The 19,390-nt window shown below is 65.1% G+C and carries 17 protein-coding genes; 16 read left to right on the top strand and 1 reads right to left on the bottom strand.

Features of this window, described 5'->3' with window-relative positions; all coding sequences use genetic code 11:
- Positions 1–48: 48 nt before the first annotated feature.
- The 5 genes from carA (at position 49) to WS51_RS16820 (ending at position 6,285) form a co-directional block, all read left to right on the top strand.
- Complete coding sequence (gene carA / locus WS51_RS16800; protein ID WP_059506081.1) at positions 49–1,194, top strand: glutamine-hydrolyzing carbamoyl-phosphate synthase small subunit; 1,146 nt, start codon at positions 49–51, stop codon at positions 1,192–1,194.
- A gap of 37 nt (positions 1,195–1,231) precedes the next feature.
- Positions 1,232–1,903 carry a leucine efflux protein LeuE gene (leuE, locus tag WS51_RS16805; protein WP_069229480.1) on the top strand — a complete coding sequence of 224 codons (672 nt, stop codon included), beginning with the start codon at positions 1,232–1,234 and terminating at the stop codon, positions 1,901–1,903.
- A gap of 59 nt (positions 1,904–1,962) precedes the next feature.
- Complete coding sequence (gene carB / locus WS51_RS16810; RefSeq protein WP_059449361.1) at positions 1,963–5,217, top strand: carbamoyl-phosphate synthase large subunit; 3,255 nt, start codon at positions 1,963–1,965, stop codon at positions 5,215–5,217.
- A 118-nt stretch (positions 5,218–5,335) separates the two neighbouring features.
- Positions 5,336–5,812, top strand: a complete 477-nt coding sequence (gene greA / locus WS51_RS16815; protein ID WP_021163362.1) for a transcription elongation factor GreA — start codon at positions 5,336–5,338, stop codon at positions 5,810–5,812.
- A gap of 14 nt (positions 5,813–5,826) precedes the next feature.
- Complete coding sequence (locus WS51_RS16820) at positions 5,827–6,285, top strand: DUF4149 domain-containing protein (RefSeq protein ID WP_059449360.1); 459 nt, start codon at positions 5,827–5,829, stop codon at positions 6,283–6,285.
- 58 nt (positions 6,286–6,343) lie between these two features.
- Here the strand turns inward: WS51_RS16820 and WS51_RS16825 are convergent, their stop codons facing one another.
- Positions 6,344–6,871: a YhbY family RNA-binding protein gene (locus WS51_RS16825; RefSeq protein ID WP_059449359.1), complete on the bottom strand. Its 528-nt coding sequence runs from the start codon at positions 6,869–6,871 to the stop codon at positions 6,344–6,346.
- Positions 6,872–7,065: 194 nt separating this feature from the next.
- Here WS51_RS16825 and WS51_RS16830 point away from each other — a divergent pair, with 194 nt between their 5' ends.
- From WS51_RS16830 to phoR, 11 genes are all read left to right on the top strand, one after another.
- Positions 7,066–7,728, top strand: coding sequence for an RlmE family RNA methyltransferase (locus WS51_RS16830; RefSeq protein WP_059506083.1), 663 nt, complete (start codon positions 7,066–7,068; stop codon positions 7,726–7,728).
- A 166-nt stretch (positions 7,729–7,894) separates the two neighbouring features.
- Positions 7,895–9,790: an ATP-dependent zinc metalloprotease FtsH gene (gene ftsH / locus WS51_RS16835; protein ID WP_059449357.1), complete on the top strand. Its 1,896-nt coding sequence runs from the start codon at positions 7,895–7,897 to the stop codon at positions 9,788–9,790.
- A 76-nt stretch (positions 9,791–9,866) separates the two neighbouring features.
- Entirely contained in the window at positions 9,867–10,760 is an 894-nt protein-coding gene (gene folP, locus WS51_RS16840) for a dihydropteroate synthase (RefSeq protein WP_151004157.1), read from the top strand.
- A gap of 36 nt (positions 10,761–10,796) precedes the next feature.
- Complete coding sequence (gene glmM, locus WS51_RS16845) at positions 10,797–12,152, top strand: phosphoglucosamine mutase (RefSeq protein ID WP_059870358.1); 1,356 nt, start codon at positions 10,797–10,799, stop codon at positions 12,150–12,152.
- Between the two features lie 450 nt (positions 12,153–12,602).
- On the top strand, positions 12,603–13,637 hold the full coding sequence (pstS, locus tag WS51_RS16855; RefSeq protein ID WP_059506087.1) for a phosphate ABC transporter substrate-binding protein PstS: 1,035 nt from the start codon (positions 12,603–12,605) through the stop codon (positions 13,635–13,637).
- A gap of 94 nt (positions 13,638–13,731) precedes the next feature.
- Complete coding sequence (gene pstC, locus WS51_RS16860) at positions 13,732–14,715, top strand: phosphate ABC transporter permease PstC (protein WP_059506089.1); 984 nt, start codon at positions 13,732–13,734, stop codon at positions 14,713–14,715.
- Entirely contained in the window at positions 14,712–15,605 is an 894-nt protein-coding gene (gene pstA, locus WS51_RS16865) for a phosphate ABC transporter permease PstA (protein ID WP_059465600.1), read from the top strand. Before pstC ends, pstA begins: the two co-directional genes overlap by 4 nt.
- Positions 15,606–15,620: 15 nt before the next feature.
- Positions 15,621–16,469, top strand: a complete 849-nt coding sequence (gene pstB, locus WS51_RS16870) for a phosphate ABC transporter ATP-binding protein PstB (protein WP_059506092.1) — start codon at positions 15,621–15,623, stop codon at positions 16,467–16,469.
- Between the two features lie 18 nt (positions 16,470–16,487).
- On the top strand, positions 16,488–17,192 hold the full coding sequence (phoU, locus tag WS51_RS16875; protein WP_059789907.1) for a phosphate signaling complex protein PhoU: 705 nt from the start codon (positions 16,488–16,490) through the stop codon (positions 17,190–17,192).
- A 30-nt stretch (positions 17,193–17,222) separates the two neighbouring features.
- A complete protein-coding gene (phoB, locus tag WS51_RS16880) occupies positions 17,223–17,924 on the top strand; it encodes a phosphate regulon transcriptional regulator PhoB (RefSeq protein ID WP_006750313.1) in 702 nt (233 codons plus the stop codon).
- A 57-nt stretch (positions 17,925–17,981) separates the two neighbouring features.
- Entirely contained in the window at positions 17,982–19,301 is a 1,320-nt protein-coding gene (gene phoR, locus WS51_RS16885) for a phosphate regulon sensor histidine kinase PhoR (protein WP_059449349.1), read from the top strand.
- Positions 19,302–19,390: the final 89 nt, after the last annotated feature.

Here is a 19,390-nt window from a genome sequence, read left to right on the forward strand (position 1 = left end):
CGGCAGGGTAAACAGGTCGGCAGCAGGGTGTTCCCCAAGGAGCCTCCCGTGTTGCCGTCTTTTTCTCCCGCCTTGCTTGCACTCGCCGACGGCACGGTCTTTCGTGGTTATTCGATCGGGGCCGAAGGCCACACGATCGGTGAAGTCGTGTTCAACACCGCGATTACCGGCTATCAGGAAATCCTGACTGATCCGAGCTACGCGCGTCAGATCGTCACGCTCACCTACCCGCATATCGGCAACGTCGGCGTCAACGCCGAAGACGTCGAAGCCACGAAAGTCCATGCCGCCGGCCTGATCATCCGTGATCTGCCGACGCTCGCATCGAACTTCCGCATGGAGCGCACGCTCGGCGACTACCTGCGCGACGAAGGCGTCGTCGCGATCGCCGGCATCGATACCCGCAAGCTGACCCGTATCCTGCGCGACAAGGGCGCGCAGAACGGCTGCATCCTGGCCGGCTCGAATGACGAGGCGAAGGCGATCGAACTCGCGCGCTCGTTCCCGGGCCTCGCCGGCATGGATCTCGCGAAGGTCGTGTCGACCACGAAGCCGTTCGAGTGGAAGCAGACCGAGTGGCGCCTCGGCAGCGGTTACGGCATGCAGCAAGCGCCGAAGTACCGCGTCGTCGCGTACGACTTCGGCGTCAAGTACAACATTCTGCGCATGCTCGCGGAGCGCGGTTGCCACGTGACGGTGCTGCCGGCCGAGGCGAGCGCGGCCGATGCGCTGGCGCTGAATCCGGACGGCATCTTCCTGTCGAACGGCCCGGGCGACCCGGAGCCGTGCGACTACGCGATCGCGGCAGCCCGCGAATTCATCGAGCGCGGCGTGCCGACCTTCGGCATCTGCCTCGGCCACCAGATCATGGGCCTCGCGGTCGGCGCGAAGACGCTGAAGATGAAGACGGGCCACCATGGCGCGAACCACCCGGTGAAGGATCTCGGCGATGGCCGCGTGGTGATCACGTCGCAGAACCACGGCTTCGCGGTCGATGCGGATTCGCTGCCGGCCAACGCGCGCGTAACGCACGTGTCGCTGTTCGACGGCACGCTGCAGGGCTTCGAGCTGACCGACAAGCCGGCATTCTGCTTCCAGGGTCACCCGGAAGCGTCGCCCGGCCCGCACGACATCGCGTATCTGTTCGACCGTTTCACCGCCCTGATGGACGCGGCGAAGCAGCGCTCCGCCTGACGCAACCGAAGCAACCGAAGAACGGGAGATTCGCATCATGTTCGGCCACGCACTCGGCATCACGGATATCTGGACCTACGTGTTCGGCGTGATCTTCATCATCCTGCTGCCGGGGCCGAACTCGATGTACGTGCTGTCGCTCGCGGCGCAGCGTGGCGTGAAGGCCGGCTATCGCGCGGCCTGCGGTGTGTTCGTCGGCGACACGGTGCTGATGGTGCTGTCCGCCGCGGGCGTCGCGTCGCTGCTCAAGGCGAACCCGCTGCTGTTCTCCGTCGTCAAGTACGGCGGTGCCGCGTATCTGCTGTACATCGGTGCCGGGATGCTGCGCGGCGCGTGGCGGAAGCTGCGCGCGCGCGACGATGAGCTGGCCGATGCGCCGCGCGCGGTCGACGGCGAGCAGTCCTTCGACACGCCGTTCCGCAAGGCGCTGATCGTGAGCCTCCTGAATCCGAAGGCGATCCTGTTCTTCATCTCGTTCTTCATCCAGTTCGTCGACCCGGCATTCCCGCATCCCGCGCTGTCGTTCGTCGTGCTCGGGGCGATCGCGCAATGCGCGAGCTTCCTGTACCTGAGCACGCTGATCTTCGCGGGCGCACGGCTTGCCGAGCATTTCCGCCGCCGCCGCAAGCTCGCGGCGGGCGCGGCGAGCAGCGTGGGCGGCCTGTTCATCGGTTTCTCGGTGAAGCTTGCGCTCGCCACCATGAGCTGAGCGCAACCGCCGATCCGCGACAACGCCACGACAAAGATTACTTACTGAATTCACAAGCCATGCCAAAACGCACAGACATCAAAAGCATCCTCATCATCGGCGCCGGCCCGATCATCATCGGCCAGGCTTGCGAGTTCGACTATTCGGGCGCGCAGGCTTGCAAGGCGCTGCGTGAAGAGGGCTACAAGGTCATCCTCGTGAACAGCAATCCGGCGACGATCATGACCGACCCCAACACGGCCGACGTCACCTACATCGAGCCGATCACGTGGGAAGTCGTCGCGCGCATCATCGAGAAGGAGCGCCCGGACGCGATCCTGCCGACGATGGGCGGCCAGACCGCGCTGAACTGCGCGCTCGACCTGCACCACCACGGCGTGCTCGAGAAGTTCGGTGTCGAGCTGATCGGCGCGTCGCCGGAAGCGATCGACAAGGCGGAAGACCGCCAGAAGTTCAAGGAAGCGATGACCAAGATCGGTCTCGGCTCCGCGAAGTCGGGCATCGCGCACTCGATGGAAGAAGCGACCAAGGTGCACGCGCAGATCATGGCGGAGACGGGCGGCAGCGGCTACCCGGTCGTGATTCGCCCGTCGTTCACGCTCGGCGGCTCGGGCGGCGGCATCGCGTACAACCGCGAGGAGTTCGAGGAGATCTGCAAGCGCGGTCTGGATCTTTCGCCCACGCGCGAGCTGCTGATCGAAGAGTCGCTGCTCGGCTGGAAGGAATACGAGATGGAAGTCGTGCGCGACCGCGCCGACAACTGCATCATCGTGTGCTCGATCGAAAACCTCGACCCGATGGGCGTGCACACCGGCGACTCGATCACGGTCGCGCCGGCGCAGACGCTCACCGACAAGGAATACCAGATCCTGCGTAACGCATCGCTCGCGGTGCTGCGCGAGATCGGCGTCGACACCGGCGGCTCGAACGTGCAGTTCTCGATCAACCCGAAGGACGGCCGCATGGTCGTCATCGAGATGAACCCGCGCGTGTCGCGTTCGTCGGCGCTCGCATCGAAGGCGACCGGCTTCCCGATCGCGAAGGTCGCGGCGAAGCTGGCGGTCGGCTACACGCTCGACGAGCTGAAGAACGAAATCACCGGCGGCCAGACGCCGGCATCGTTCGAGCCGACGATCGACTACGTCGTCACGAAGATCCCGCGTTTCGCGTTCGAGAAGTTCCGTGAAGCCGATTCGCGCCTGACCACGCAGATGAAGTCGGTCGGCGAAGTGATGGCGATCGGCCGCACGTTCCAGGAATCGTTCCAGAAGGCGCTGCGCGGCCTCGAGGTCGGCGTCGACGGTCTCGACGAGAAGTCGACCGACCGCGACGAGATCGCGATCGAGATCCACGAGCCGGGCCCGGACCGCATCTGGTACGTCGGCGATGCATTCCGCATCGGCATGACGGCCGAGGAAATCTTCGCGGAAACGGCGATCGACCCGTGGTTCCTCGAGCAGATCGAACAGATCATCCTGAAGGAAAAGGCGCTGTCGGGCCGCACGCTCGCATCGCTGACGTTCGACGAGCTGCGCTTCCTGAAGCAGAGCGGCTTCTCCGATCGTCGCCTCGCGAAGCTGCTCGGCGCGACGCCGGAAGACGTCCGCCGCCGCCGCGTCGAACTGAACGTGCGCCCGGTCTACAAGCGCGTCGATACCTGCGCGGCCGAGTTCGCGACCAAGACGGCCTACATGTACTCGACCTACGAGGAAGAGTGCGAGGCGCAGCCGACCACCAACAAGAAGATCATGGTGCTCGGCGGCGGCCCGAACCGGATCGGGCAGGGCATCGAGTTCGACTACTGCTGCGTGCACGCGGCGCTCGCGATGCGCGAGGACGGCTACGAAACGATCATGGTCAACTGCAACCCGGAAACGGTGTCGACCGACTATGACACGTCCGACCGCCTGTACTTCGAGCCGCTGACGCTGGAAGACGTGCTCGAGATCGTCGACAAGGAAAAGCCGGTCGGCGTGATCGTCCAGTACGGCGGCCAGACGCCGCTGAAGCTCGCGCTCGACCTCGAGGCGCACGGTGTGCCGATCATCGGCACGTCGCCGGACATGATCGACGCGGCCGAAGACCGCGAGCGTTTCCAGAAGCTGCTGCAGGACCTCGGCCTGCGCCAGCCGCCGAACCGCACCGCGCGTGCCGAAGAAGAAGCGCTCGCGCTGGCGGCCGAAATCGGCTACCCGCTCGTCGTGCGCCCGTCGTACGTGCTGGGCGGCCGCGCGATGGAAATCGTCCACGAGCCGCGTGACCTCGAGCGCTACATGCGCGAGGCCGTGAAGGTGTCGAACGATTCGCCGGTGCTGCTCGACCGCTTCCTGAACGACGCGATCGAGTGCGACGTCGACTGCATCTGCGACGGCGAGTCGGTGTTCATCGGCGGCGTGATGGAGCACATCGAGCAGGCGGGCGTCCACTCGGGCGACTCGGCATGCTCGCTGCCGCCGTACTCGCTGTCGAAGGAAACCGTTGCCGAGCTGAAGCGCCAGACGGGCGCGATGGCGAAGGCGCTGAACGTGGTCGGCCTGATGAACGTGCAGTTCGCGATCCAGCAGGTGCCGCAGGCGGACGGCTCGAAGCAGGACATCATCTACGTGCTCGAAGTGAACCCGCGCGCATCGCGCACGGTGCCGTACGTGTCGAAGGCAACCAGCCTGCCGCTCGCGAAGATCGCGGCGCGCGCGATGGTCGGCCAGAAGCTCGCGCAGCAGGGCGTGACGAAGGAAGTCGAGCCGCCGTACTTCAGCGTGAAGGAAGCGGTGTTCCCGTTCGTCAAGTTCCCGACCGTCGATCCGGTCCTCGGGCCTGAAATGCGTTCGACCGGCGAAGTGATGGGTGTCGGCCGCACGTTCGGCGAGGCGCTGTTCAAGTCGCAGCTCGCAGCGGGCTCGCGCCTGCCGGAGTCGGGCACGGTGCTGCTGACCGTGATGGACGCCGACAAGCCGAAGGCCGTCGAAGTCGCGCGCATGCTGCACGACCTCGGCTACCCGATCGTCGCGACCAAGGGCACGGCCGCCGCGATCGAAGCGGCCGGCGTGCCGGTGAAGGTCGTCAACAAGGTGAAGGACGGCCGTCCGCACATCGTCGACATGATCAAGAACGGCGAGATCGCACTCGTGTTCACGACGGTCGACGAGACGCGCCAGGCAATCGCCGATTCGCGTTCGATCCGCATGAGCGCGCAGGCGCACAAGGTCACGTACTACACGACGATGTCGGGCGCGCGCGCGGCCGTCGAAGGCTTGCGCTACCTGAAGGATCTGGAAGTCTATGATTTACAAGGTCTTCATGCTCGCCTAAACTAAGCGGTCAGTTACCTGTCGAAGCAACACGTGCCGCGGTTAAGCGGTGTTTCCGGTTCGCCGGGAATGCGCTTAATCGCGGTGATTTTTTTTATAGCCGTTTTTAGCGATTGAGCCGTTTATGAGCACCATTCCGTTGACAAAGCGTGGCGCAGAGCAACTGCGCGATGAATTGCAGCGCCTCAAGTCCGTCGAGCGGCCGGCCGTGATCAACGCGATCGCGGAGGCCCGCGCACAGGGCGATCTGTCCGAAAACGCCGAATACGACGCTGCGAAAGAAAAGCAGGGCTTCATCGAGGGTCGCATCGCGGAAATCGAATCGAAGCTGTCGGCCGCGCAGGTCATCGATCCCACCGTGCTCGATGCCGAAGGCCGCGTGGTCTTCGCGTCGACGGTCGAACTCGAGGATCTCGAGTCGGGCGACACCGTCAAGTACCAGATCGTCGGCGACGACGAAGCCGACATCGATCACGGCCTGATCTCGGTCAGTTCGCCGATCGCGCGCGCGCTGATCGGCAAGTCCGAAGGCGACGTCGCGGCCGTCCAGGCACCGAGCGGCGTGCGCGAATACGAAATCATCTCGGTCAGCTACATCTGAAGCGGGGCGACGTGATGCCGCACCGCGTGTTCCGTCTGCTGTCGGCCGTGTGGGTCGGCAGCCTGCTGACGATCGGGTATGCGGTCGCGCCCGTGCTGTTCCGAACGCTGGAGCGGATGACGGCCGGCTCGGTCGCCGCCCAGTTGTTCCGGATCGAGGCGATCGTCGGCGTCGTGTGCGGCGTGTTGCTGCTCGCGCTGTCGAATCAGCAGGTGCGGCGCGGCAGCGGCGATTACCGGCGCGTGCGCTGGATCGTTGCGGCGATGGTGGCGTGCGTGCTGGTCGGGTATTTCGCGCTGCAGCCGTTCATGAACGCGCTGCGGGTGGCCGCGATGGAGGCGGGCACCGATATCGCGAACTCGCCGTACGCGAGCCGCTTCGGGATGCTGCACGGCGTCTCGAGCCTGTTCTATCTCGTCGAGAGCGTGCTGGGGCTGATGCTGATCTGGCGTCTGCCGGCGCGAGACGCCTGAACGCTTCGAGCGTTGCAGCGGCAGGGCGGCACGGGGTGCCCCGTGCCGCGCGGCAGGATTACTTGCCCTGGTGCGGCCGCTTCGTGCTGGCCTGACGCTTTTTCGCGCGCTTCACGTTGCCGCCCGCCGTCACGCGCTCGTTGCCGCGCACCGTGACCTTGACCGGCCGCGGGCGACGCACGGGGCTCGCGTTCGGCGACACCTTGACGACCTTGACGGTGCGCGGCGCACGGCCTTTCTTGTCGTCGACGGCTTCGGCCGCGCTCGGCAGCGCGCCGGCGCGTCGGCCGCGGGCCGGGGCCGCCACGGCAGCCTCGGGCTTCCAGATCACCAGCAGCTTGCCGATGTGCTGGATCGGCGCTGCGTTCAGGCGGTCGCAGATCTCGTCGTAAATGGCGACGCGCTCGTCGCGCTCGTCACCGAACACACGGATCTTGATCAGCTGGTGCGCGGCGAGGTGCACCTTGATTTCCTTCAGCACGGCGTCGGTCAGCCCTTCGGCGCCAATCAGCACGACGGGCTTGAGCGCATGGGCCTGGGAACGCAGCGCGGAGCGCTCGGCGGGGGAAAGCGAAAGGGCGGGCATGGAAATGTCGAAATCAAATTAGGGGCGCACTGCGTCAGAAGCGAATCGCGGGAAGTTACCGCATCAGCCGCGCGCCGAAACCACGTAAAATCGCGGCTTGGGCCCCGGAAGGGGCCGCAGCCGCGCGAAGAAGACGCGTATTATCCGCCAAAAGCACGGCTTCACGAAGCAAATAGCAGCAATCTCTCTCTCGAATGGCAAAAAACCGCTTTAACCAGCACTGGCTGCACGACCACATCAACGACCCGTACGTCAAAATGGCGCAGCGGGAGGGCTATCGCGCGCGTGCCGCGTACAAGCTGAAGGAAATCGACGAACAGGACAAGCTGATCCGTCCGGGCCAGGTGATCGTCGATCTCGGCGCGACGCCGGGCAGCTGGAGCCAGTATGCCCGCAACAAGCTCGCGCAGGGCAAGAAGCGTGACGCGGAGCGCGAAGGCGGCATCGACGGCACGATCGTTGCGCTCGACATCCTGCCGATGGAGCCGATCGCCGACGTCCACTTCCTCCAGGGCGACTTCCGCGAGGACGACGTTCTGCACCGGCTGGAAGAGGTGCTCGAAGGCCGCGCGGTGGACCTTGTTATTTCCGACATGGCCCCCAACCTCTCCGGCGTGGCCTCGGCGGACGCGGCGCGCATCGAGCATCTGTGCGATCTGGCACTCGAATTCGCGCAGAATCACCTGAAGCCGGAAGGTGCGCTGCTCGTGAAGTGTTTCCACGGCAGCGGCTACAGTCAGATCGTCGAAAAGTTCAAACAGCAGTTTAAGGTCGTCGCGCCGCGCAAGCCGAAGGCGTCGCGCGACAAATCGTCCGAAACGTTCATTTTGGGCCGGCAGCTGAAGCATCCGCGGTGACGCGGAGCGCGGTGCCGCAAACGGGCTCCGGCCCTTGCCAGACAAGCGAAGCGCTATCGCGGCGGTTGTCAATGCTTATGGCGGGGGTGGTCGGACTGGATTAGAATGACCGAGGAGCGCCGCAAGGAAAATGTAGGCGCTCGTCTACGAGTGAAGGAGTGGTGCTTTGAACAACAATATGTTTTCGAAGGCAGCAGTGTGGCTGGTGATCGCACTGGTGCTGTTTACGGTGTTCAAGCAGTTCGACAAGCCCCGCGTCCAGGAAGGTGTGTCCTATTCGCAGTTCATGGACGACGCCAAGAACGGCAAGGTCAAGAACGTCATCGTGCAGGGGCGCAACCTCACCGTCACTCCGGCTGATGGGCAGAAATACCAGATCGTGTCGCCCGGCGACATCTGGATGGTCGGCGATCTGATGAAGTACGGCGTGCAGGTCAGCGGCAAGGCCGACGACGAGCCGAACGCGCTGATGTCCGCGTTGTACTACCTCGGGCCGACGATCCTGATCATCGTGTTCTGGTTCTACATGATGAGGCAGATGCAGGGAGGCGGCAAAGGCGGCGCGTTCTCGTTCGGGAAATCGCGCGCGCGGCTGATCGACGAGAACAACAACGCGGTGAACTTCTCCGACGTCGCGGGCTGCGACGAAGCGAAGGAAGAAGTGTCCGAGCTCGTCGACTTCCTGCGCGACCCGCAGAAATTCCAGAAGCTGGGCGGTCGCATTCCGCGCGGCGTGCTGCTGGTCGGCCCTCCGGGTACCGGCAAGACGCTGCTCGCCCGCGCGATCGCCGGTGAAGCGAAGGTGCCGTTCTTCAGCATCTCGGGTTCCGACTTCGTCGAAATGTTCGTCGGCGTCGGCGCGGCCCGTGTGCGCGACATGTTCGAGCAGGCGAAGAAGCACGCGCCGTGCATCGTGTTCATCGACGAAATCGACGCGGTCGGCCGTCATCGCGGCGCCGGCATGGGCGGCGGCAACGACGAGCGCGAGCAGACGCTGAACCAGATGCTGGTTGAGATGGACGGCTTCGAAGCGAACTCGGGCGTGATCGTGATCGCCGCGACCAACCGTTCCGACGTGCTCGACAAGGCGCTGCTGCGCCCGGGCCGTTTCGACCGCCAGGTCTATGTCGGCCTGCCGGACATCCGCGGCCGCGAGCAGATCATGCGCGTGCACCTGCGCAAGGTGCCGATTGCGAACGACGTCGACGCAGCGGTCATCGCGCGCGGCACGCCGGGCTTCTCGGGCGCCGACCTGGCGAACCTCGTGAACGAAGCGGCACTGTTCGCCGCCCGCCGCGGCAAGCGCATCGTCGAAATGCAGGATTTCGAGGACGCGAAGGACAAGATCTTCATGGGTCCGGAGCGCAAGTCGGCGGTGATTCGCGAAGAGGCGAAGCGCGCGACGGCTTACCACGAGTCGGGCCACGCGGTGATCGCGAAGCTGCTGCCGAAGGCCGACCCGGTGCACAAGGTCACGATCATCCCGCGCGGTCGCGCACTGGGTGTCACGTGGCAGTTGCCGGAGCATGACAACGAGACCTACTCGAAGGATTACCTGCTCGACCGCCTGGCGATCCTGTTCGGCGGCCGCGTGGCCGAGGAGCTGTTCCTGAACCTGATCAGCACCGGCGCGTCGGACGACTTCAACAAGGCGACGCAGACGGCCCGCGCGATGGTCGCGCGTTTCGGCATGACCGACGCGCTCGGACCGATGGTCTATGTCGACGACGAGAACGACAGCGGCCCGTTCGGCCGCGGCTTCACCCGCACGATCTCGGAAGCGACGCAGCAGAAGGTCGACGGCGAAATCCGCCGCGTGCTCGACGAGCAATACAGCCTTGCGCGCCGCCTGCTCGAAGAGAACCGCGACAAGGTCGAGGCGATGACGGCCGCACTGATGGAGTGGGAGACGATCGACGCCGATCAGATCAACGACATCATGGAAGGGCGTCCGCCGCGCTCGCCGAAGAGCTCGCCGGCCGTTGGCGGCGATTCGTCGGGTGGCGGCACGGCCGCCGAAGTGAAGCCCGGCAGCGCGCCGGCGCCCGCTTCGCCGGCCTGACCTCCGCCGTAGCACCGTTCACGGGCTGGTGTGGCTTCACACCGGCCCGTTTTGCATTCATCAACGCTTCCCGCCCGTGCCCGACTCCGCAGTTTCAGCCTCCATTCCCGCGCCGCTCCAGTGCGGCCGTTTCTCGCTGACGTTCGAACGCCCGCTCGTGATGGGCATTCTCAACGCCACCCCCGATTCGTTTTCCGACGGCGGCCGCTTCCTCGCGCGCGACGATGCGCTGCGCCAGGCCGAGCGGATGATTGCCGAAGGCGTCGACCTGATCGATATCGGCGGCGAATCGACGCGTCCCGGCGCGCCGCCCGTGCCGCTCGACGAGGAGCTCGCGCGCGTGATTCCGCTCGTCGAAGCGCTTCGGCCGCTGAACGTGCCGCTGTCGATCGACACTTACAAGCCGGCCGTGATGCGGGCGGCGCTCGCCGCCGGCGCGGATCTGATCAACGACATCTGGGGATTCCGCCAGCCGGGCGCGATCGACGCCGTGCGTGAAGGCAACAGCGGGCTGTGCGCGATGCACATGCTGGGTGAGCCGCAGACGATGCAGGTCGGCGAGCCCGACTACGGCGACGTCGTGACCGACGTGCGCGACTTTCTCGCGGCCCGCGCGCAGGCGCTGCGCGATGCGGGCGTCGCGCCGGAGCGGATCTGCGTCGATCCGGGGTTCGGATTCGGCAAGGCCGTGGTCGACGACAACTACGCGCTGTTGGCCGCGCTGCCGGACACGGCGCCCGCGCGGCCCGACGGGCGCGCGTATCCGATTCTTGCAGGCATGTCGCGCAAATCGATGCTCGGCGCGGTGATCGGCGGCAAGCCGCCGATCGAACGCGTCGCGGCGAGCGTGGCGGCCGCGTTGTGCGCGGTCGAGCGCGGCGCGGCGATCGTGCGTGTGCACGACGTCGCGGCGACGGTCGATGCGCTGAAGGTCTGGAATGCCGTGCGCGAAGCCGCGCGGCAACGATAAGTCAAAAGTTGGAAAGACGAAGGAGGAAGGTTCGCCATGGGACGTCGATATTTCGGCACGGACGGCATTCGCGGCACGGTGGGCGATGCGCCCATCACGCCTGATTTCGTGTTGCGTCTCGGCTATGCGGCCGGCAAGGTGTTGGCCGGCGCGGCCGACGTCGCGGCGGGTGCGCGTCCGACGGTGCTGATCGGCAAGGACACGCGCGTGTCGGGCTACATGCTCGAGGCCGCGCTCGAGGCCGGCTTTTCGGCGGCCGGCGTCGACGTGATGCTGGCCGGCCCGATGCCGACGCCGGGCGTCGCGTACCTGACGCGCGCGCTGCGCCTGTCGGCCGGTGTCGTGATCAGCGCATCGCACAACCCGTATCAGGACAACGGGATCAAGTTCTTCTCCGCCGACGGCAACAAGCTGCCCGACGATACGGAGGCCGAGATCGAAGCATGGCTCGACAAGCCGCTTGAATGCGCGTCGTCGGACCGTCTCGGCAAGGCGCGCCGCCTCGACGACGCGGCCGGCCGTTACATCGAGTTCTGCAAGAGCACGTTCCCGGCCGCGTACGACCTGCGCGGGCTCAAGCTCGTGATCGACTGCGCGCACGGCGCCGCGTACCAGATTGCGCCGCACGTGTTCCACGAGCTCGGCGCGGACGTGATCCCGATCGGCGTCGCGCCGAACGGCTTCAACATCAACGACGGTGTCGGCGCCACGGCGCCCGACGCACTGGTGCGTGCGGTGCGGGCGAACCATGCGGACCTCGGCATCGCGCTCGACGGTGATGCGGACCGCCTGCAGGTCGTCGATTCGACGGGCCGCCTGTACAACGGCGACGAGTTGCTCTACGTGCTCGTGAAGGACCGGATCGCGACTGCCGGCAAGGTCGACGGCGCGGTGGGCACGCTGATGACGAACCTCGCGGTCGAAGTCGCGCTGCAGCGCGAGGGCGTGCAGTTCGTGCGAGCGGCCGTCGGCGATCGCTATGTGCTCGAACAGTTGCGCGAGCGCGGTTGGCAGCTCGGCGCGGAAGGTTCGGGCCATATCCTGTCGCTCGATCGCCATTCGACCGGCGACGGCATCGTCTCGGCGCTTCTCGTGCTGGCGGCGCTCAAGCGCAGCGGCCGCACGCTTGCGCAGATACTGGACGGCGTCACGCTGTTCCCGCAGAAGCTGATCAACGTGCGGATGAAGCCGGGTGCCGACTGGAAGGGCAGCGCATCGATTCGCGCGGCGATCGACGCGGCCGAAAGCGCGCTTGCCGGCCGTGGTCGCGTGCTGATCCGCGCGTCGGGTACCGAGCCGGTGCTGCGCGTGATGGTCGAGGCGCAGCATGCGGTCGATGCAACCCGTCACGCGGAAGCGATCGCCGACGCAGTGCGCGCGGCGACGAGCTGAGCTGAACCGGCGACGGTGCACGATGGTCCGGCCGGCCACGTGCGGCCTCGCCGGTGATTCGACAGGCGGCGCTTTCGGGCGCCGCAATTCGTCAGACGCAAAGGTTTGCGCTATTAAATAGAGGGTGACTTCGGCGCGAATTTCGTCTGATGAAAGTTTTCGACCCTGAATCGCGAGGGCCGGCGGCGATGCGCGTGCCGCACCGCATCCGGCGCACGCGCTTCGCTCGGGCCTCGCATATGCAGGTGCCGAGGACCCTTCCCGACCGGCAGTTCCAGCCGGTATTCCCGCGCCGCGATGTCGGCGCGCGGCCGCCCGCACAGGGCCCGATACACCCTTTCAACCAGTCATGTTACTGTCACGCCAGTTTCATCGATTGTCACATTATCGTCATGAGGAGCCCCTAACCTTCGCGGTGCCGTAGTCATCCGCTCACACACTGGAGGTCTCATGAAATTGATGCAAACCGCGATTGCCGGCCTGGCTGGCGCGCTTTTCGCAGTCGCCGCGCAAGCTGCCGACATCACGGGCGCAGGCAGCACGTTCGCGATGCCGATCTATACGAAATGGGCTGCCGACTACCAGCAGTCCGGCGGCGCGAAGGTGAACTACCAGGGTATCGGTTCGTCGGGCGGCCTGAAGCAGATCGTCGCGAAGACGGTCGATTTTGCCGGTTCGGACGCTCCGCTGAAGGATGAAGAACTCGCGAAGGAAGGCCTGTTCCAGTTCCCGACGGTGGTCGGCGGCGTGGTGCCGGTCGTCAACGTGCCGGGCGTGAAGGCCGGCGAACTGACGCTGTCGGGCCCGGTGCTCGGCGACATCTACCTCGGCAAGATCAAGAAGTGGAACGATCCGGCGATCGTTGCACTGAACCCGAAGGTCAAGCTGCCGGATACGGACATCGCGGTCGTTCGTCGCGCTGACGGTTCGGGCACCAGCTTCATCTGGACGAACTACCTGTCGAAGGTCAACGACGAGTGGAAGTCGAAGATCGGCGAAGGCACGACGGTCAACTGGCCGACCGGCACGGGCGGCAAGGGCAACGACGGCGTCGCGGCCTTCGTGCAGCGCCTGCCGGGCGCAATCGGCTACGTCGAGTGGGCGTATGCGAAGAAGAACAACATGACCTACACGGCCCTGAAGAATTCGACGGGCACGGTGGTCGAGCCGAAGACCGAAACGTTCAAGGCCGCTGCTGCCGGCGCGAACTGGTCGAAGTCGTTCTACCAGATCCTGACGAACCAGCCGGGCAAGGAAGCATGGCCGGTCGTCGGTGCGACGTTCGTGCTGCTGCACGCGAAGCAGGACAAGCCGGAGCAGGGCGCCGAAACGCTGAAGTTCTTCAGCTGGGCGTTCAAGAACGGCGAGAAGGCAGCCGACAGCCTCGACTACATCTCGCTGCCGGCGTCGGTCGAGACGGAAATCCGCAAGCAGTGGAAGACGAAGGTGACGGACGCATCGGGCAAGCCGGTCGCCGCAGAGTAAGCAATCCAGCGGTTCGCTGCCCGGCCGTGCCGGCCGGGCAGTGTGTGCGGTAAGGCCGGGCGTTACGGCGCCCGGCGATCCAGAACAGGCGCCCATGTCTGATATTTCCTACACGTCTTCCCGGTCCGATGCCGCGCAGCAACGCGCGCCGAGCCGTCTCGGAGACGTTCTGTTCGGCGGCCTCGCACGGCTGGCCGCGATCGTGACCCTGCTGCTGCTGGGCGGGATCATCGTTTCCCTGATCATTGCGTCGCTGCCGACCATCCAGAAGTTCGGCCTCGGTTTCCTGTGGCAAACCGAGTGGGATCCGAACTCGGATATCTACGGCGCAGTCGTGCCGATCTACGGCACGATCGTGACGTCGATCATCGCTCTCATCATCGCGGTGCCGGTCAGCTTCGGCATCGCACTGTTTCTCACCGAATTGGCGCCCGTGTGGCTGCGTCGCCCGCTCGGCATCGCGATCGAGCTGCTCGCCGCGATTCCGTCGATCGTGTACGGCATGTGGGGCCTGCTCGTGTTCGCGCCGATCTTCGCCGAATACTTCCAGAAGCCGATCGGCCGTCTGTTCAAGGACGTGTGGGTGCTCGGTCCGCTGACGGCGGGCCCGCCGATCGGCATCGGCATTCTCGCGGCCGGCGTGATCCTCGCGATCATGATCATCCCGTACATCGCATCGGTGATGCGCGACGTGTTCGAAGTCACGCCCGTGCTGCTGAAGGAATCGGCGTACGGGATCGGCTGCACGACGTGGGAAGTGATGTGGAAGGTCGTGCTGCCCTATACAAAGACCGGCGTGATCGGCGGTGTGATGCTCGGCCTCGGCCGCGCGCTCGGCGAAACGATGGCCGTGACCTTCGTGATCGGCAACACCAACCTGCTCGACAGCGTGTCGCTGTTCGCGCCGGGCAACAGCATCACGTCGGCGCTCGCGAACGAATTCGCGGAAGCGCAACCGGGCCTGCATACGTCCGCCCTGATGGAGCTGGGCCTGATCCTGTTCGTGATCACGTTCATCGTGCTGACCATCTCCAAACTGCTGCTGCTTCGTCTCGAGAAAGGAGAGGGCAAGAAATGAGCGAGCCCGTCATGAATTTTCCGGGGCCGAATGGCGCCGTGCTCGACGCGATGCGCAATCGCCTGCAGCGCAAGCGCAAGGTGACCAACGCGATCGCGCTGACCGCGTCGCTCGCTGCAATGGCGTTCGGCCTGCTATGGCTCGTGTGGATTCTCTACACGACGGTGCATCTGGGCGTCGGCGGATTGTCGCTGCAGCTGTTCACCGAATCGACGCCGGCGCCGAACACGGAAGGCGGCGGCCTGGCGAACGCGATCGTCGGCAGCTTGCTGCTGTGCGGTTTCGGCACGCTCGTCGGCACGCCGATCGGCATCCTCGCGGGCGTCTATCTCGCCGAATACGGCCAGAAGAACCTGCTGGCGAGCACGATCCGCTTCATCAACGACATCCTGCTGTCGGCGCCGTCGATCGTCATCGGCCTGTTCGTGTACGCGATCGTCGTCGCGAAGTCGGGGCGCTTCTCGGGCTGGGCCGGCGTGATCGCGCTCGCACTGCTGCAGATTCCGATCGTGATCCGCACGACCGAGAACATGCTCAAGCTCGTGCCGAACGCGCTGCGCGAAGCGGCCGTCGCGCTCGGCACGCCGAAGTGGCGCATGGTACTGAAGATCACGCTGCGCGCATCGGTCGGCGGGATCGTGACGGGCGTGCTGCTCGCGGTCGCGCGGATCGCCGGCGAAACGGCGCCGTTGCTGTTTACCGCGCTGTCGAACCAGTTCTTCTCGTGGGACATGAGCCAACCGATGGCGAACCTGCCCGTCACGATCTACAAGTTCGCGATGAGCCCGTTCGCCGAATGGCAGTCGCTCGCATGGGCGGGCGTGTTCCTGATCACGCTCGGGGTGCTCGGACTCAACATCCTGGCGCGTTCGATCTTCTCGAAAAAGTAACGGCGGAGCAATCCGATGAATATGGCAGAAAGCCACCTGAACCCCGTCGAGCGCACCGCTGCGCCCGCCGGCACGCAAGATGCGGCAAATGGCCGTCCGCTGGCGCCGCTGAACGCGAAGATCGAGGTCAACAACCTCAACTTCTTCTACAACAAGTTCCACGCGCTGAAGAACATCAACCTGCGCATTCCCGAAGGGAAGGTGACGGCGTTCATCGGTCCGTCGGGTTGCGGCAAGTCGACGCTCCTGCGCACGTTCAACAAGATGTACGCGCTCTATCCGGAGCAGCGCGCCGAAGGCGAAATCCTGATGGACGGCGAGAACCTGCTGACCACCAAACGCGACATTTCGCTGCTGCGCGCGCGCATCGGCATGGTGTTCCAGAAGCCGACCCCGTTCCCGATGTCGATCTACGACAACATCGCGTTCGGCGTGAAGATGTTCGAGAAGCTCACGCGCTCGGAGATGGACGATCGCGTCGAGTGGGCGCTGACGAAGGCCGCGCTGTGGAACGAAGTGAAGGACAAGCTGAACCAGAGCGGTTACGGGCTGTCCGGCGGCCAGCAGCAACGTCTGTGCATCGCGCGCGGTATCGCGATCCGTCCGGAAGTGCTGCTGCTCGACGAGCCGTGCTCGGCGCTCGATCCGATCTCGACGGGCCGCATCGAGGAGCTGATCGCGGAGCTGAAGAGCGACTACACGGTCGTGATCGTCACGCACAACATGCAGCAGGCCGCGCGCTGCTCGGACTACACGGCCTACATGTACCTGGGCGAGCTGATCGAATTCGGCGACACCGAGAAGATCTTCATCAAGCCGGTGCGCAAGGAAACGGAAGACTACATCACCGGCCGTTTCGGCTGATGACGGAGAACAACAACCATGTCGGATAAACATCTGTCGAGCCAGTTCGACGCGGACCTGAATGCCGTGTCGTCGAAAGTGCTGGAAATGGGCGGGCTCGTCGAGTCGCAGATCGTCGGCGCGATGCATGCGCTGAACGAGTTCGACCGCGACGCGGCCGAGAAGGTGATCGCGGCCGAGGAAACGCTGAACGCGATGGAAGTCGACATCGACCAGGAGTGCGGCAACATCATCGCGCGGAGGCAGCCGGCCGCGCGCGACCTGCGCCTTCTGATGTCGATTTCGAAAACGATTACGAACCTCGAGCGCGCGGGCGACGAGGCCGAGAAGATCGCGAAGCGCGTGCGCCGCCTGATCGACGAGCCGGCCGCGCGTGCGGTGAACATCGCCGAGATCAAGGTGTCGGGCGAGATGGCCGTGACGATCCTGCGCCGCGCGCTCGACGCGTTCGCGCGTCTCGACACGGTGGCGGCCGCGCAGATCGTCAAGGACGACAAGGAAATCGACCTCGAATTCCGCGCGTTCGTGCGCAAGCTCGTGTCGTACATGCAGGAAGATCCGCGCACGATCTCGGTCGGCCTGGAGTACCTGTTCATCGCGAAGGCGATCGAGCGGATCGGCGACCACGCGAAGAACATCGCCGAATTCATCATCTACATCGTGAAGGGCACGGACGTGCGGCACCAGCCGCGCGACATGCTCGATCGCGAAGCCAACAGTTAATCGACTCCGTAAGGAAGAACAGAGGTGCCGATGCCCAGCAACATTCTCGTCGTTGAAGATGAGCCCGCGATTTCCGAACTGATCTCGGTGAATCTCCAGCATGCCGGTCACTGTCCGATTCGCGCATACAACGCGGAGCAGGCGCAGAACCTGATCAGCGACGTGCTGCCCGATCTCGTGCTGCTCGACTGGATGCTGCCGGGCAAGTCCGGCATTGCGTTCGCGCGCGACCTGCGCAACAACGAACGGACCAAGCACATCCCGATCATCATGCTGACCGCGCGCGGCGACGAGCAGGACAAGGTGCTCGGCCTCGAGATCGGCGCGGACGACTACGTGACGAAGCCGTTCTCGCCGAAGGAGCTGATGGCGCGCATCAAGGCCGTGCTGCGCCGCCGCGCGCCCCAGCTGACCGAGGACGTCGTGTCGATCAACGGGCTGCGCCTCGATCCGGCCACGCACCGGGTCGCCGCGCACGGCGACGGCAGCGAGATCAAGCTCGATCTCGGCCCGACCGAATTCCGCCTGCTGCATTTCTTCATGACGCATCCGGAGCGCGTGCACAGCCGCACGCAACTGCTCGACCAGGTGTGGGGCGATCACGTGTTCGTCGAAGAGCGCACCGTCGACGTCCACATCAAACGATTGCGCGCGGCCTTGAAACCGGCCGGCTGCGATGCGATGATCGAGACCGTGCGCGGCAGTGGCTACCGACTCGCCAAGCACGCGTAACGTATCCGGACATGCCGTGTGCCACGGCATGCCGTTCATTCTTTCGGGCGCTGAATCATGAACATCATCTGGGCGCGCTTTCTCGTGTCGCTCGTGCTGCTCGTGCTGATCAGCGTATTGGTCGGCGTGTTCGCCGGCCCGATCGCGGGCCTCGGCTTCGCGGTCGTGATGCTGGTCGCGCAGGGCTTCTTCAGTACCTTCCATACGCAACGCCTGTGGCGTCTGCTCGATGCGCCCGTCTACGGCGAGGTGCCGAGCGCGCCGGGCATCTGGGGCGAAATCTACTACCGGCTGCACAAGCTCGCGAAGCAGTGGCATGCGCAGGTGCGGCAGGTCGAGCAGCAGCATTCGCGCTTCATCCAGGCGATCCAGGCGTCGCCGAACGGCGTCGCGATGCTCGACGACCATGACCAGATCGAATGGTGCAACGCGATCGCCGAGGTGCATTTCGGGCTCGATGCGAAACGCGACCTGCGCCAGCACATCACGAATCTGGTTCGTCATCCGGAATTCGTCCGCTACCTGAACGCGCAACATTACGACGAGACGCTCGTGATGCGCGGGATGGGCGATTCGCGGCAGAACGTGCTGGAAGTGCAGGTGTTTCCGTACGGCGAGAACCGCAAGCTGCTGCTCACGCAGGACATCACGGAGCTCGAGCGGACCGACGCGATGCGGCGCGACTTCGTCGCGAACGTATCGCACGAACTGAAGACGCCGCTTACCGTGCTGTCGGGTTTTCTCGAGACGATGCGCGAGCTGCCGCTGAACGAAGAAGATCGCGCGCGCTATCTCGACATGATGGAGCAGCAGGCGTCGCGGATGCGGCACATCGTCACCGATCTGCTGGTGCTCGCGAAGCTCGAGGGCGAAAGCAAGCCGCCGATGGATCACGCGATCGACATGCGCGCCGTGTTCGACCATCTGAAGGAAGATGCACGCACGCTGTCGAACGGGCATCACGAGATCACGTTCACGATCGACGAGACGCTCGGCGTCACGGGCGCGCAGACGGAAGTCTTCAGTGCGTTCGCGAATCTCGTGACCAACGCGATCCGTTATACGCCGGACGGCGGCAAGATCGTCGTGTCATGGCGGCGCGAAGGCGCGCAGGGCGTGTTCTCCGTCACCGACAGCGGCTTCGGCATTCCGGCCGCCGACCTGCCGCGGCTCACCGAGCGCTTCTACCGCGTTGACCGCAGCCGCTCGCGCGACACGGGCGGCACGGGGCTCGGCCTCGCGATCGTCAAGCACGTGCTGCAGCGACACGATTCGCACCTGTACGTGCAGAGCGAGGAAGGGCGCGGCAGCACGTTCACCGCACGTTTCCCGGCGTCGCGGATCATCGCGATCCGGCCGGCTGCGTTCGAAGCATGAGCGCGTGACGCGATTCGGGGGCCCTGTATCGGCACCCCGTCGGAAACGAAAAAGCACAGCCCTCGGGCTGTGCTTTTTCGTTGGGTGGC

The organism is Burkholderia territorii (assembly GCF_001718335.1).
GTDB lineage: Bacteria > Pseudomonadota > Gammaproteobacteria > Burkholderiales > Burkholderiaceae > Burkholderia > Burkholderia territorii.

Bases quoted from the DNA above. Each gene is read 5' to 3' on its own strand.
- leuE (WP_069229480.1), top strand. From the start codon at position 1,232: ATGTTCGGCCACGCACTCGGCATCACGGATATCTGGACCTACGTGTTC.
- carB (WP_059449361.1), top strand. From the start codon at position 1,963: ATGCCAAAACGCACAGACATCAAAAGCATCCTCATCATCGGCGCCGGC.
- greA (WP_021163362.1), top strand. From the start codon at position 5,336: ATGAGCACCATTCCGTTGACAAAGCGTGGCGCAGAGCAACTGCGCGAT.
- WS51_RS16820 (WP_059449360.1), top strand. From the start codon at position 5,827: ATGCCGCACCGCGTGTTCCGTCTGCTGTCGGCCGTGTGGGTCGGCAGC.
- WS51_RS16825 (WP_059449359.1), bottom strand. From the start codon at position 6,871: ATGCCCGCCCTTTCGCTTTCCCCCGCCGAGCGCTCCGCGCTGCGTTCC.
- WS51_RS16830 (WP_059506083.1), top strand. From the start codon at position 7,066: ATGGCAAAAAACCGCTTTAACCAGCACTGGCTGCACGACCACATCAAC.
- glmM (WP_059870358.1), top strand. From the start codon at position 10,797: ATGGGACGTCGATATTTCGGCACGGACGGCATTCGCGGCACGGTGGGC.
- pstS (WP_059506087.1), top strand. From the start codon at position 12,603: ATGAAATTGATGCAAACCGCGATTGCCGGCCTGGCTGGCGCGCTTTTC.
- pstC (WP_059506089.1), top strand. From the start codon at position 13,732: ATGTCTGATATTTCCTACACGTCTTCCCGGTCCGATGCCGCGCAGCAA.
- pstA (WP_059465600.1), top strand. From the start codon at position 14,712: ATGAGCGAGCCCGTCATGAATTTTCCGGGGCCGAATGGCGCCGTGCTC.
- pstB (WP_059506092.1), top strand. From the start codon at position 15,621: ATGAATATGGCAGAAAGCCACCTGAACCCCGTCGAGCGCACCGCTGCG.
- phoU (WP_059789907.1), top strand. From the start codon at position 16,488: ATGTCGGATAAACATCTGTCGAGCCAGTTCGACGCGGACCTGAATGCC.
- phoB (WP_006750313.1), top strand. From the start codon at position 17,223: ATGCCCAGCAACATTCTCGTCGTTGAAGATGAGCCCGCGATTTCCGAA.
- phoR (WP_059449349.1), top strand. From the start codon at position 17,982: ATGAACATCATCTGGGCGCGCTTTCTCGTGTCGCTCGTGCTGCTCGTG.